Raw genomic sequence first — 12,995 nt, forward strand, 5'->3', positions numbered from 1 at the left:
TCGGGGATGCAAACGGGCGAAATCCGTTCCGGTTCCGCCAGATAAGGTGAGCTAGATAAGCCCCGCAAGCGGCGAGCTCGGATCGGCATAGCGGCGTAGCCCCATCCGCCCGCTGCGATACGCCAGCCGCCCGCTTTCGACCGCCAGCTTCATCGCGCGCGCCATCCGGATCGGGTCTTTCGCCTCGGCAATGGCGGTATTCATCAGCACGCCGTCGCAACCGAGTTCCATCGCGACCGCCGCGTCCGACGCCGTCCCGACACCCGCATCGACCAGTACCGGCACTTTCGCCCCCTCAACGATCAGGCGGATCGTCACGCGGTTCTGGATGCCCAGCCCTGAGCCGATCGGCGCGCCCAAGGGCATGATTGCGACCGCACCCGCTTCCTCCAGCTGCTTCGCGGCAATCGGATCATCGACGCAATAGACCATCGGCTCGAAGCCCTCGCGGACCAGCACTTCGGTCGCTTTCAGCGTTTCGCGCATGTCCGGGTAAAGCGTCTTGGCTTCGCCGAGCACCTCCAGCTTGACGAGGTTCCACCCCCCCGCCTCGCGCGCCAACCGGAGCGTGCGGATCGCGTCATCGGCGGTGAAGCACCCGGCGGTGTTCGGCAGGTAGGTGATCTTCTTGGGGTCGATATAATCCATCAGCAGCGGCGCATTGCGGTCGCTGACGTTCACCCGCCGCACCGCGACGGTAACGATCTCCGCCCCCGATGCCGCGACCGCAGCTGCATTCTCCTCGAACGACTTGTACTTGCCCGTCCCGACGATCAGCCGCGAGGTGAAGGTGCGGCCCGCGACCGTCCATGTATCGGCGTCTTCGTGATCGCCGCCGCCCACGAACGTCACGATCTCGATCTCGTCGCCGTCTTCGACAATCACCTGCGCCAGCGTCGAACGCGGCACGATTTCCAGGTTGCGCTCGACCGCCACCCGCGCCGGGTCCAGTCCCAGCTCGTTCGCCAGATCGGCAAAGCTGATCCCCGCCGCCACGCGGCGGTGCTCGCCGTTCACCCGGATGCTGATCGTGCCGTCTGCGCTCATCGTCTGCCTTTGCGTGTGTATGCCCGCGCATATAGGGAGTGGCTTCGACGACGGGCAACCGATTAAGGAGAAACGCATGGGCGGGGCAGCATTGATCGTGGGCGCGGGCGATGCCACCGGTGGCGCGATTGCCCGGGCGTTTGCGCGCGAAGGGCTGACGGCCTGCGTCAACCGCCGCGCGACGAACGCCGACAAGCTGGAGGCGCTGGCAGCGTCGATCCGCGCAGAGGGCCACGCCGCGCGCGCCTACCCCGGCGACGCCCGCGAGGAGGATGACGTCGTCGCAATAGTCGAGGCCATAGAGCGCGATATCGGCCCCATCGAAGTCGCGGTGTTCAACATCGGCGCGAACGTCAATTTCCCGATCACCGAAATGACGGCGCGGGTGTACCGCAAGGTCTGGGAAATGGCGTGCTTCGGCGGGTTCCTGATGGGCCGCGAAGCCGCGCGCGTCATGCTCCCGCGCGGACGCGGCACGATCATCTTCACCGGCGCGACTGCATCGTTGCGCGGCGGCAGCGGCTATGCGGCGTTCGCCGGCGCAAAAGCCAGCTTGCGGATGCTCGCCCAAAGCATGGCGCGCGAACTCGGGCCCAAGAACATCCATGTCGCGCATTCGATCATCGACGGCCCCATCGACACCGATTTCATCGCGACCCGCGTGCCCGACATCGACGCGATGCGCGCTCGCGACGCGGTGCTCAGCCCCGACGCCATCGCGGCGGCCTATGTGATGCTCCACAAACAGCATCGCAGCGCCTGGACGCACGAGCTCGACCTGCGCCCCTGGACGGAGAGTTTCTGATGACGAAAACGCTCGAATTCGTGTTCGATCCCGGCGGGCCGAACAGCTATCTGGCGTGGAAGGCCTTGCCGCCGATCCTCGAACGCACGGGCGCGACGCTCGTCTATCGCCCGGTGTCGCTAGGCGGCCTGTTCAAGCTGACCGGCAACCGCCCCCCGCTGGTCCGCTATGCCGACAGTCCCGCCAAATGGGCGTATGAACAGCTCGAATTCCAGCGCTTCGTCGCCGCGCACCGCATCCCGTTCCGGATGAACCCGGTATTCCCGCAAAACACGCTCACCCTGATGCGCGTCGCCGTCGCGTGCGAAGCGGCAGGCAGCCTCGACACCTTCGTCCCCGCCGCCATGGCCGCGATGTGGGAACAGGAACGCGACCTCGGCGACCCGGCGGTGATCGCCGCAACGCTCGACGAAGCCGGACTCGACGGCCCCGCCCTCCTCGCCCGCGCCGCCGATCAAGACATCAAGGACACCCTCGTCGCCCAAACCGAAGCCGCCGCTGCCCGCGGCGTATTCGGCGTGCCGACATTCTTTGTCGGGGACGAGATGTTCTGGGGGAAGGAGCGGCTGGCGCAGGTCGAGGCTGCGTTGGGGTGAGCGGTCAGCCCGGAAAGAACAGCTTGCCCAGCGCCGCACCGGCACCGATCAACGCCGCCATCGCCAGCGCGCCCTGAAAAAACATCTGCGGCGTGGCGAGCCGCGTTTCCTGAATCAGCTTGTCGGTCCGCACCCGCATCTCCGCAATGCGGACAAGCTGCTACTCGATGTCGAGCACTTCATGTTGTGGAGCGGTAGCCATGACAATTCCCTAGCCTTACGCCGTCTGAAAATCAATATCGGCATCGCACTTTATTGGGGCTAGGTGGAGACGACGTTGAAGCGAACAGAGGTCGCGCACGCGAATAATCGGGGAACGAGGTTGGATTTTCTAACAGAACCGCAATTTCGAATGAGGAATCTAGGCGGGGGAATTAAATGCCACTAGAGAACCTATTCCCGACGATAATAATTCTGGTTCAACCAAAGAACTGGCACTATGACCCAGAAATTGTTCCATAGCTTGTTGAGCTGCTACGTTTAGTTTTGCTAAGGCGTTATCAAATTCGATCAGACCGTTATCACGCGCCTTTATTGCTGCCTCCAATTCAGCACGAGCTGCTACAAATTCGGGCGCAGAATCTGGCACGCTGCGGCCAGCCATCGAAGTTATTGCCGCAGTGAGCGTTGCGATCTGCGGTTCAAACTGACTCATTGCAGCAGATCGACCGGACATAATTTGTTCGCGATAGCAGGCAAACATTTTTAGAGCGAAGGGAGCAACTTCTGATCTCAATCTTTGCTGGAATGCGATTTGCTTTTGGGCGGCTTCTTGTTGAGCAGATTGGGCGAGCGCGGCTGCTAAGGCGGCTGTGCGTCGACCCGCATCCTTAATAAAACGCAGAGTAATGCTCGGCACATCTACGGACATAGACGTAGGTTGCATCGATATCTCAGGAATATCGACTTTTATCTCCCTGCGCTCCATCGATACGCTCGGGACGCCAAAAATGATATGCTGCGTCCGCATTACTATCACCGGAACATCGATGTATGTCGGTTCCCACTCTACAGTAACCTCCGGCAAGTCGGTACACACTCGCGCCCAGCTTGGTCCCACACAATGAGTGACCATTCGTGTACGCGAATGAGGGATAGGAGGACCTTCTTGTCGCCTCATCTCAGTTGTCGGAATATCAAAACTTAAGTCGGCGTCATGTATCGAGACAACCGGAAGATCGAAGCTGAACGCCCGCGTCGTCAACGAGGTTTGTGGGACATCTAGCACTACACTCTGCCGATATGTTGTAATCTCTAGGGTAAAGAGCGAACCAATTGCTCGGCCAATCGTACCGCCAACAATGACGCCTGTCGGACCGCCAAGTAGGCCGCCAACTGTTGCTCCTGCAACCGCGCCCACACCGGCCGCCAAGTCGTTGTCGGCTTCGAAGTCGTTCGCAATCTCGTTCGCGCGTTGCTCGGTAGAAATCGCAATTGATGCAAGCTCGTTGTTAAGAGCAGTTTGCACTTCTGAGAGCTTGTTCTCAAAATCGCTCTTTTCCGACTCGCAGGTCATTTCGCTCTCCGTCCCACCACATCATCGACTATATGTTGTCTGCCTGCCTTTGCAAATGGCATGGTGAATTACGGTAACAGTTGCGAAATTCGGCTAAAATTCGGACTCATCGCTTGCTTTGGCTCTCCACAAGGGGCCAGCCAACAAGGTGGCCTCACACGCTGTTCCTTCGCTCAAGCCCGCGCTACGCCCCGCCCCATGCCCACAATCTTCGTCCTCAACGGCCCCAACCTCAACCTGCTCGGCACGCGCGAGCCGGAGATTTACGGGCACCAGACGCTCGATGACATCGCGGGGATGCTCGAGGATCAGGCGCGCCCGCTCGGCCTGACCATCGACATGCGCCAGTCGAACCACGAGGGGCATCTGATCGACTGGTTGCACGAGGCGAATGCGGTGGGTGCGAAGGCCGTGCTGCTCAACGCGGGCGGCTATACCCATACCTCGATCGCGATCCATGACGCGATCAAGTCGATCGCGGTGCCGGTGATCGAGGTCCACCTGTCCGACCCGCACAAGCGCGAGGAATTCCGCCACCTGAGCTATATCGGCATGGCCGCTGTCGCCTGTTTTGCCGGCCACGGCGCGGCGTCGTACACGCTGGCGCTGGACGCGGCGGCCAAGCTCTGACAATTGGGCACAAACGCTAAACAGGGGTCCACATGACCGAAAAATCAGGCGCGATGCAGGTCGATGCCGCGCTCGTGCGCCAGCTTGCCGAGCTGCTCGACGAAACCAAACTCACCGAAATCGAGGTTCAGGACGGCGAACGCCGCATCAAGGTTGCACGCAAGGCCGCTTCGGTGGTCGCCTCCGCGCCTGCCGCCGCCCCGGCCGCAGCCCCCGTCGCGGTTGCGGTTGCTGCCCCGGCTGCTGCACCCGTCGCCGACACCGCCAATGCGCTCAAATCGCCGATGGTCGGCACCGTCTATCTCTTCCCCGAACCCGGCGCGAAGCCCTTCGTCAACGTCGGCGACACGGTGAAAGAGGGCCAGACGCTGGTCATTATCGAGGCGATGAAGGTCATGAACCCCATCGCTGCGACCAAGGGCGGCACCGTCACGCGTATCTGCGTCGATAACGGCCAGCCGGTCGAATACGACCAGCCCCTCGTCGTGATCGACTAGATGCCCGCAATCGAAAAACTCCTCATCGCCAACCGCGGCGAAATCGCGCTGCGTATCCACCGCGCGGCGCATGAAATGGGGATCAAAACGGTCGCGGTGCATTCGACCGCCGACGCCGACGCGATGCACGTCCGCCTCGCCGACGAGGCGATCTGCATCGGGCCGCCAGCCGCTGCCGACAGCTATCTCAACATCCCCGCGATCATCTCCGCCGCCGAAATCTCCGGCGCGGATGCGATCCACCCCGGCTATGGCTTCCTCAGCGAGAACGCCAAGTTCGCCGATATCATCGAGGAACACGGCATCATCTTCGTCGGGCCCAAGCCCGAGCATATCCGCACGATGGGCGACAAGATCGAGGCGAAGCGGACCGCAGGCGCGCTCGGCCTGCCGCTGGTGCCCGGCTCCGATGGGCCGATCAGCGACCTCGCCGAAGCCAAGGCAATCGCGGCGGCGGCAGGCTATCCCGTCATCATCAAGGCCGCTTCGGGCGGCGGCGGGCGCGGCATGAAGGTGTGCACGTCGGAAGACCAGCTCGAAACCCTGATGCAACAGGCGGGCAGCGAGGCCAAAGCCGCATTCGGCGACGCCACCGTCTATCTCGAAAAATACCTCGGCAATCCGCGCCATATCGAGTTCCAGATCTTCGGCGACGGACAGGGCAATGCCGTCCACCTCGGCGAACGCGATTGCTCGCTCCAGCGCCGCCACCAGAAAGTGCTCGAAGAAGCCCCCTCCCCCGCCATCTCCGCCAGCGAACGCGCACGCATGGGCGGCATCGTCGCCAAGGCAATGGCCGACATGGGCTATCGCGGCGCGGGCACCATCGAATTCCTGTGGGAAGACGGCGAGTTCTACTTCATCGAAATGAACACCCGGCTTCAGGTCGAACATCCCGTCACCGAGATGATCACCGGCCTCGACCTCGTCCGCGAACAGATCCGCGTTGCCGAGGGGTTGCCATTGAGCGTCACCCAGGACGAGGTCGAATTCGCCGGCCACGCCATCGAATGCCGGATCAATGCCGAGGACCCCAAGACCTTCGCGCCGTCCCCCGGCAAGGTCGAATATTTCCACGCGCCCGGCGGCATGCACGTCCGCTTCGACAGCGGCCTTTACGCGGGCTATCGCATCCCGCCGTACTACGACAGCATGATCGGCAAGCTGATCGTCTATGGCAAGACCCGCGAAGCCGCGATGATGCGCCTGCGCCGCGCACTCGAGGAAACCGTGATCGAGGGCGTCAAGACGACGATCCCGCTGCATCAGGCGCTGCTCAACGAGCCCGATATCCAGAACGGCGACTATACGATCAAATGGCTTGAGGAATGGCTCAACAATGCTCTCGAATCGAAGTAACTAATCATTTATTGACTCACAAGTGTGGGAGTTAGGCATGGCGAGTATTCCTGAGGACACGATTGTCTGCACAGGGCACTATGACGAAGGTGGAGACTTTCTCGGCTTTTCGACCGTTTCCTCGTCTGGCGTTGAAGGATGGTCACCGCGCAACATTCCCCCTGATGCACCAGGCGAGAACCCAGATCTTGCGATCTCAATCGAAATCGTGGTTAGAAACCCCAATAATAAGCAAAGCGCCAAGCAGGCTGCCCAGAGACTGATAACCGCAATATCCCGAATACGGGCAAAACTTTCGGAAAACCCCAATAAATTTGTTATAATTAAAGGCACAATATTTACGACTGCCCAGATATTGACGTCGCTAGAGAATACACAATGGACCGTTAGCGATCGACCGCCTAGCGAGTATAAAAACGAAGGTGTTGGATCTTCTAATTACGACCCTAATGGAACTAACGCTGATGAAATTAATTTTGAAGGAATACTTGGATATGCTCACCCAAATTATCCCGACGATGAAGGAATGTCGGCCTTAGTTCTTCACGAATTGGCACATCTCACTGAAGGTGGGTATAATTTTTTCGTACAGAATTACACGAAATGGCAATCCGAACCGGCAGCTCATCGAGGCGATTTTTATCCGAGCGATTATTCGCGCAACGTCGAAGCTTTCGCGAACGATTTGATGCATGCGATGTCAGCTGAGATTTCCTTGGACGTGGAATATCCCGCTGGGCAGCTCGTAACTCCGGGCGGATACACCGGACCTGTCGATCCGCAGCAAATTTATAATACTCACTCTTCTGGATGGTAGATTACCTACGTTCACTATGCCGAAAGCCGCACGCCGGTATCGTGCAAGAGATTGTACCGGACGTAGAATTATCTTCGAACAAAAATTGTAATGTGGCTTCGCCTTCTTGATAATTTAGGAGCGAGGCGGCAGTAATGTTCAATAGATTTTCCACTGCAGTCGATACTTTAGTAGATTTATCGCTAATATAGTTGACTTTACAATCATGTTTTGAATTATTGATAGCACTAACTCTGCACGTCGCGGTTCCTTCTACAACTATACCAGCATTTTGCTTGAACCACGCTGATGCCTGTCTTTCATCCACATAAATCGCATCGCTTCTCGATTGCCCACCCAACTGCTGAACAAAAACCAACTGACCCGACGCGTTTCGACTTTTCTCGACGAATGTTGAGTAGTGCTCAGTTACAACTCCGCGCTGTGGTCCAGCACAGGCAACTGTTTGACAAATCGCAACTGCTGCAAGGATTAAACGCATTCTCAGAGACCCTAAGGCGAACACCGGCCTGCCATTTTCATGTTGTACCACACAGGTTTCCATAGCAGCAACGTATATCGGCTTGAAGCCCGAACGGCCAACATACGATCAAGGACCTGAAAGTCTGGCTTGAAAGGGAGGCCGCATGATCATCGTCACCGGCACCGTGACCGCGCGCGAGGGACAGTTCGACGCCGTGCTCGCCATCGCCACCGAACACGTCCTGCGCTCGCGCGCCGAGCCCGGCTGCATCAGCCACGCCGTCCACCGCGACAGCGAAAACCCGAACCGCCTGTTCTTCTTCGAGCGCTGGACCGATATGGCGGCGCTCAAGGTTCATTTCGCGGTCCCTGCCTCGGGCGATGCCGTCCGCGCGATGGCGGCGCTCACCACCGAACCGCCGTCGATGCAGCTTTACGAGGCGAACGAGATCGCTGGCCGATAGGAACCGCCTTCGCTGAGCTTGTCGAAGCGCCCTTCTTCTTTCACTATCAGCCGGAACGAGCAGGATCGGGCTTCGACAAGCTCAGCCAAGTCGGGTTAGGATTGATCGCTTTACCATGACCCCCACCCGCCCCGCCGCGCCAGCAGACGCCCCCGCCATCGCCGCAATCTACGCGCACCATGTCCGCCACGGCACTGCGACCTTCGATACCGAAGCACCTTCGCCTGAATTCTGGACCGAAAAGATCGCCACGCTCGCCGCCCGCAACTGGCCCTTTCTCGTCGCCGAGGATGCAGGCGAAGTGGTTGGCTATGCCTATGCGACGCAATTTCGCGACCGCCCCGCCTATGCCCGCACCTGCGAGAACAGCATCTATATCCGCCCCGGCATGATCGGGCGCGGCATCGGCACCGTGCTCATCGCCGCGCTGCTCGACGCGGCAGCAGCGAGCGGCTTCAAAGAGATGATCGCCGTTGCTGGTGGCGGCGAGCCCGCCTCGGTCGCGCTCCATACCAAGGCGGGCTTCCGCCACGCGGGCCGCATGGAGCGCGTCGGCGAGAAGTTCGGGCGGCTACTCGATACGGTGTATATGCAGCGAGGGCTAACCGATCCTGCTTGACTTCAATTCGATATTTCGACAGATATCGAATCATGGAAGCAGCCCACACCATCACCGCCCTCGCCGCCCTCGCGCAGGAACACCGGCTTCAGGCGTTCCGCTTTCTAGTTCAACAGGGTGCGGACGGTGCGGCGGCAGGCGCGATTGCCGACCATCTCGGCATCCCGGCGTCATCGCTGTCATTTCATCTGGGCCAGCTCGAACGTGCGGGCCTCGTGATGCGGGTCCGCAAGAGCCGGTCGCTGATCTATTCCGCCGACTTTGCCGCGATGAACGCGCTGGTCGGCTATCTCATGGAAAACTGCTGCGGCGGAGCAACCAACTGCGCGCCCGCTTGCGAACCCGTCAATGAAAGGAACGCCGCATGAAACGGATGCATCTCCACGTCGGGGTCAGCGACCTCGATACCTCCATCGCTTTTTACACCGGCCTGTTCGGCGCGGAGCCGACCGTGACCAAGTCCGACTATGCCAAATGGATGCTCGACGACCCGCGCGTGAACTTCGCGATCTCGTCGGGGGACCACACCGAAAAAGGCATCGAACACATCGGTATCCAGGCCGAAACGCTCGACGAGCTCGGCGAAATCTATGGCCGGTTGAAAGCCGCCGGACGTCCGGTGCTCGAGGAAGGGGCGACGACCTGTTGCTACGCCCAGTCGGACAAGAACTGGATTACCGACCCCGACGGCGTCGTCTGGGAAGCGTTCCTGACCAATGGCGAGGCCACGGTGTACGGCGACAAACTACAGGTCGCCAACGCCCACGCCAGTCTGAATGCGCTCGAAAGTGCCAACGCCTCCGCCACCACCTGCTGCGCCCCGAAAATCGCGTGAAGCGTGTTCTCGTTGCCGAGGGAGTCGGCACGATGCTACTTGTCGCCACTGTCATCGGTTCGGGCATCATGGCTGAGCGCCTCGCGGGCGGAAACGATGCGGTCGCGCTGCTCGGCAATACGGCGGCGACCGGCGCGGTGCTCTATGTCCTCATCGCCCTGCTCGGCCCCATATCGGGCGCGCAGTTCAATCCAGCCGTGACGCTGATGCTCGGGGCGCGGTCGCGGGCGGCGGTCATCGCAGTCCAGATTTTGGCCGCCGTTGCCGGCACCGTGCTGGCGCATCTGATGTTCGGTCATGCCGCGCTCGAAATCGGCGCAAAGGCCCGCACCGGCCCGGCAATCTGGCTCGGCGAATTCGTGGCGACCTTCGGGCTGCTGCTGACCATCCGCCTCGGCCTGCGCTACCGCGCCGAGTCGGTCCCGGCGCTCGTCGCGGCGTGGATCGTCGCCGGTTACTGGTTCACCTCGTCGACCAGCTTCGCCAACCCCGCCGTCACCCTCGCCCGCGCCTTGACCGACAGTTTTGCCGGGATACGGATGATCGACGTTCCCGCCTTCGTCCTCGCGCAACTGGCGGGCGCCTTCGCCGGATACCATGTGAGCGGCTGGTTGACCGCAGAGGAGCAACGCCCATGAAAGCGACCATTTGGCACAATCCCGCGTGCGGCACATCGCGCAAGACCCTGGCGATCCTGAACGAGACCCCCGGCGTCGAGGTCGAGGTCATCGAATATCTGAAAGCGCCGCCGAGCCGCGAACGCCTGTCCGCGCTCTATGCGGCGGCGGGCATGACCCCGCGACAGGGGCTGCGGACGCATAACGCGCCTGCCGCCGAGCTATGTGCCGAACTCGGGCTTGCCGATGCCGGGGACGACGTCATCCTCGACGCGATGATGGCGCATCCGGTGCTTATCAACCGCCCGCTCGTCGAAACGCCGAAGGGCGTCCGCCTGTGCCGTCCGCAGGATGTAGTTCACGAAATCCTCTGACGGCGCGGTTGTCGCGGTGCGCCGCACCCTCTAGGCGGCGCGCCGATGCGTCTGCCCCTGCCCCGATTTCTGGTGCCCGCAAACCCGGCCCTCCGGCGGCGCGCGGTCGCGTTCGTGCTGGCGCTGCTGTTCGAGATCCTGTTCCTGCTCGCCTTTTTTGCGCCGTTCAGCCCGCTCGCGCGCAAGACCACCCCCGCGATGACGACCATATCGGTGTTACCCGAAACATCGGCGGCCGCCTCGACGCGCAGTCCGGCCAAAGCCGAGAAAAAGGCCGTCGAGACCCCGACCAAGCCGCGTCCGGTCCCGCCGCCCATCGTGCCGCCGCTGCCGTCGAAGCCGCCCTGGGTCGAATTCACCCGCAAGGATTTGGCCGAGGGCGACATCTCGAAAGTGCCCAACCGGCGCGGCGAGCGCAGCGGCGAAGGCGAAACCGGCCTTGCCGACAGCGGCACCGCCATGGGCCCGGGCGAAGGGCCGAACGGTGCCCCGCTCTACAACGCCGAATGGTATGTCGAACCGACCCCGGGCGAACTCGCGCTGTATTTGCCGCCGGGCGGGCCGAAGCCCGGCTGGGCGCTCATCATGTGCCAGACCGCCCCCGCCTACCGCGTCGAAAATTGCCGGAGCCTTGGCGAATCCCCGCCCGGCTCGCGCCTTGCCAGCGCGCTGCGTCAGGCATCGTGGCAGTTCAAGGTCCGCCCGCCCCGGCGCGGTGGCCAGCCGATCATCGGTGCCTGGGTGCGGATCAGGTTCGACTGGATCGAGCGCGGGGAGCGTTAGCCTTCCCTCTCCCTCTCCCTCTGGGGAGAGGGCGACACGCGCCCCAGCGCGGCGGGGTGAGGGCGTGTGCAATGGCAGTTGAAGCAGCCCCCTCACCCTCCCGCGCTGCGCACGAGGGTCCCTCTCCCCTTCAGGGAGAGGGAGAGTACGGCGCACGCGACTCGGCACCCCCTGCCGAACCCTCTCCTCGCGCGTAACCCGCTCATCGCGCACGACATTCCGGACGAACGGCGATCATACAGCCCGCGCCCGTCTCCCCGCCCGTCGACCGAGCGCCAAGTGGTTGGACACAAACAGGAATTCGCGCCATCCGGCACGCCGGTCGCGCCCCATCCGCTCAACCGCTCGCCTGCCCGGAATTCCGCCATTTTTGCGCTATTGCGAAATGCGTTCGCAACTGGCGATTACCGGTCGCTGCGCGGCAACGCCCGTCCGGCATCACGTCGACACCACGCATCCCTTTGTATTCACGCTCTTTTCAACCAGTGCTGTCCTACACGCGGCTTTCCTGCGACACTTCTCCTGCGTTGGAATTCAGTGCCGCACAGCGTTTCGGACCGCCCGAAGGGGGTCTGCTCGCGCGGTCCGGTACTGGCACGGGGAGGATCGGTTGACGTGATGCGTTTCCTGAAATGGGCTGTCGGCCTGCTGCTCGTCGCCATTATCGGTCTTGGCTTTGCCTATTGGACGCCCGACACCGACAAGGCGGCAATGCGCGCCAAATACGGGTCGGCGGCGTCGAAATATCTCAACATGGGCGATGCGTTCGTCGTCCATTACCGTGACGAGGGGCCGCGCGATGCGCCGGTGATCGTGCTGATCCACGGGTCGAACAGCTTCCTGCAAACATGGGATGACTGGACCCGCGCGCTGACACCCACCTACCGCGTCATCCGGCTCGACTTGCCCGGCCACGGCCTGACCGGCGATTACCGCGCGCGCAGTTACAACCGCAGCGACTATGTCGACGTCATCGATGCCGTGACCAAGAAGCTGCGCGTCAGCCGCTTCGTCCTCGGCGGCAATTCGATGGGCGGCGGCGTCGCCTGGGCCTATGCGCACCAATATCCGTTCAAGGTCACGGGACTCGTCCTCGTCGATGCGACCGGGGCACCGCAGCCTGCCGATGCGAAACTGCCGCTCGGCTTTCGTCTGGCGGGCACACCGGTGGCCCGCGACCTGATGGCCTATATCACCCCGCGGTCGCTGGTCGCCGACGGCCTGCGCGGATCGTTCGCCGATCCGTCGAAAGTGACCGAGGCCAAGATCGACCGTTACTGGGAGTTGCTGCGCTATCCCGGCAACCGTGTCGCCACCGTCTATCGCTTCAGCGCCGGACGCGAGACCGCCATCACAACACCGCTGCCGCATCCCATTCCCACGCTCATCATGTGGGGCGCGGCGGACAAGCTCATTCCGGTGTCGTCGGCGGCCTGGTTCAAGGCGCAGCTGCCCGACGCGCAGGAGATTATTTACCCCAATGTCGGCCATTTGCCGATGGAGGAAATCCCGGAACGGAGCGCCGCCGATCTCAAAACCTGGCTCGCAAAACTGCCGAAGGCGCAGTAGCTTGC

At 61.8% G+C, this 12,995-nt stretch carries 18 protein-coding genes; 14 read left to right on the forward strand and 4 right to left on the reverse strand.

Annotated features, from left to right (window positions below; all coding sequences use genetic code 11):
- Positions 1–51: 51 nt before the first annotated feature.
- On the reverse strand, positions 52–1,047 hold the full coding sequence (thiS, locus tag M0209_RS08730; protein ID WP_309547057.1) for a sulfur carrier protein ThiS: 996 nt from the start codon (positions 1,045–1,047) through the stop codon (positions 52–54).
- A 76-nt stretch (positions 1,048–1,123) separates the two neighbouring features.
- Between thiS and M0209_RS08740 the strand changes: the two genes are divergently transcribed.
- Complete coding sequence (locus M0209_RS08740; protein ID WP_258887892.1) at positions 1,124–1,852, forward strand: SDR family oxidoreductase; 729 nt, start codon at positions 1,124–1,126, stop codon at positions 1,850–1,852.
- Positions 1,852–2,448, forward strand: coding sequence for a 2-hydroxychromene-2-carboxylate isomerase (locus M0209_RS08745; RefSeq protein WP_258887893.1), 597 nt, complete (start codon positions 1,852–1,854; stop codon positions 2,446–2,448). The genes M0209_RS08740 and M0209_RS08745 overlap by 1 nt, the downstream gene beginning before the upstream one ends.
- 4 nt (positions 2,449–2,452) lie before the next feature.
- On the opposite strand, the gene M0209_RS08750 is transcribed toward M0209_RS08745, so the two are convergent.
- Both M0209_RS08750 and M0209_RS08755 read right to left on the reverse strand, forming a co-directional pair.
- Positions 2,453–2,587 (reverse strand): hypothetical protein, encoded by a 135-nt coding sequence (locus M0209_RS08750; RefSeq protein ID WP_258887894.1) that lies wholly within the window; start codon positions 2,585–2,587, stop codon positions 2,453–2,455.
- A 222-nt stretch (positions 2,588–2,809) separates the two neighbouring features.
- The gene (locus M0209_RS08755; protein WP_258887895.1) at positions 2,810–3,964 is read right to left on the reverse strand and encodes a hypothetical protein; all 1,155 of its coding nucleotides are present in this window, start codon (positions 3,962–3,964) and stop codon (positions 2,810–2,812) included.
- A gap of 198 nt (positions 3,965–4,162) precedes the next feature.
- Here M0209_RS08755 and aroQ point away from each other — a divergent pair, with 198 nt between their 5' ends.
- From aroQ to M0209_RS08775, 4 genes are read left to right on the forward strand one after another with little or no spacing between them, the layout of a single operon-like run.
- Positions 4,163–4,594, forward strand: coding sequence for a type II 3-dehydroquinate dehydratase (gene aroQ, locus M0209_RS08760; protein WP_258887896.1), 432 nt, complete (start codon positions 4,163–4,165; stop codon positions 4,592–4,594).
- Between the two features lie 32 nt (positions 4,595–4,626).
- Positions 4,627–5,091, forward strand: coding sequence for an acetyl-CoA carboxylase biotin carboxyl carrier protein (accB, locus tag M0209_RS08765; protein WP_258887897.1), 465 nt, complete (start codon positions 4,627–4,629; stop codon positions 5,089–5,091).
- Positions 5,092–6,450, forward strand: coding sequence for an acetyl-CoA carboxylase biotin carboxylase subunit (gene accC, locus M0209_RS08770; protein ID WP_258887898.1), 1,359 nt, complete (start codon positions 5,092–5,094; stop codon positions 6,448–6,450). It abuts the gene before it with no gap.
- Between the two features lie 37 nt (positions 6,451–6,487).
- Positions 6,488–7,267: a hypothetical protein gene (locus tag M0209_RS08775; RefSeq protein ID WP_258887899.1), complete on the forward strand. Its 780-nt coding sequence runs from the start codon at positions 6,488–6,490 to the stop codon at positions 7,265–7,267.
- 1 nt (position 7,268) lies between these two features.
- Here the strand turns inward: M0209_RS08775 and M0209_RS08780 are convergent, their stop codons facing one another.
- Positions 7,269–7,748: a hypothetical protein gene (locus tag M0209_RS08780; RefSeq protein WP_258887900.1), complete on the reverse strand. Its 480-nt coding sequence runs from the start codon at positions 7,746–7,748 to the stop codon at positions 7,269–7,271.
- Between the two features lie 145 nt (positions 7,749–7,893).
- Between M0209_RS08780 and M0209_RS08785 the strand changes: the two genes are divergently transcribed.
- The 8 genes from M0209_RS08785 to M0209_RS08820 all read left to right on the forward strand — a co-directional run bounded on the left by M0209_RS08785 (position 7,894) and on the right by M0209_RS08820 (position 12,990).
- The gene (locus M0209_RS08785; RefSeq protein WP_258887901.1) at positions 7,894–8,193 is read left to right on the forward strand and encodes a putative quinol monooxygenase; all 300 of its coding nucleotides are present in this window, start codon (positions 7,894–7,896) and stop codon (positions 8,191–8,193) included.
- A 115-nt stretch (positions 8,194–8,308) separates the two neighbouring features.
- Positions 8,309–8,812 (forward strand): GNAT family N-acetyltransferase, encoded by a 504-nt coding sequence (locus M0209_RS08790; RefSeq protein WP_258887902.1) that lies wholly within the window; start codon positions 8,309–8,311, stop codon positions 8,810–8,812.
- Between the two features lie 32 nt (positions 8,813–8,844).
- Positions 8,845–9,180 (forward strand): helix-turn-helix transcriptional regulator, encoded by a 336-nt coding sequence (locus M0209_RS08795; protein WP_258887903.1) that lies wholly within the window; start codon positions 8,845–8,847, stop codon positions 9,178–9,180.
- Complete coding sequence (locus M0209_RS08800; RefSeq protein ID WP_258887904.1) at positions 9,177–9,647, forward strand: ArsI/CadI family heavy metal resistance metalloenzyme; 471 nt, start codon at positions 9,177–9,179, stop codon at positions 9,645–9,647. The genes M0209_RS08795 and M0209_RS08800 overlap by 4 nt, the downstream gene beginning before the upstream one ends.
- Before the next feature lie 32 nt (positions 9,648–9,679).
- Positions 9,680–10,285, forward strand: a complete 606-nt coding sequence (locus tag M0209_RS08805; RefSeq protein ID WP_258889605.1) for an aquaporin — start codon at positions 9,680–9,682, stop codon at positions 10,283–10,285.
- Entirely contained in the window at positions 10,282–10,638 is a 357-nt protein-coding gene (locus M0209_RS08810) for an arsenate reductase family protein (protein ID WP_258887905.1), read from the forward strand. Before M0209_RS08805 ends, M0209_RS08810 begins: the two co-directional genes overlap by 4 nt.
- Positions 10,639–10,683: 45 nt before the next feature.
- Complete coding sequence (locus M0209_RS08815) at positions 10,684–11,421, forward strand: hypothetical protein (RefSeq protein ID WP_258887906.1); 738 nt, start codon at positions 10,684–10,686, stop codon at positions 11,419–11,421.
- Between the two features lie 618 nt (positions 11,422–12,039).
- Positions 12,040–12,990 carry an alpha/beta fold hydrolase gene (locus M0209_RS08820; protein WP_258889606.1) on the forward strand — a complete coding sequence of 317 codons (951 nt, stop codon included), beginning with the start codon at positions 12,040–12,042 and terminating at the stop codon, positions 12,988–12,990.
- Positions 12,991–12,995 lie beyond the last annotated feature (5 nt).

It is taken from the genome of Sphingomonas sp. SUN039 (assembly GCF_024758725.1).
Lineage (GTDB): Bacteria > Pseudomonadota > Alphaproteobacteria > Sphingomonadales > Sphingomonadaceae > Sphingomonas_O.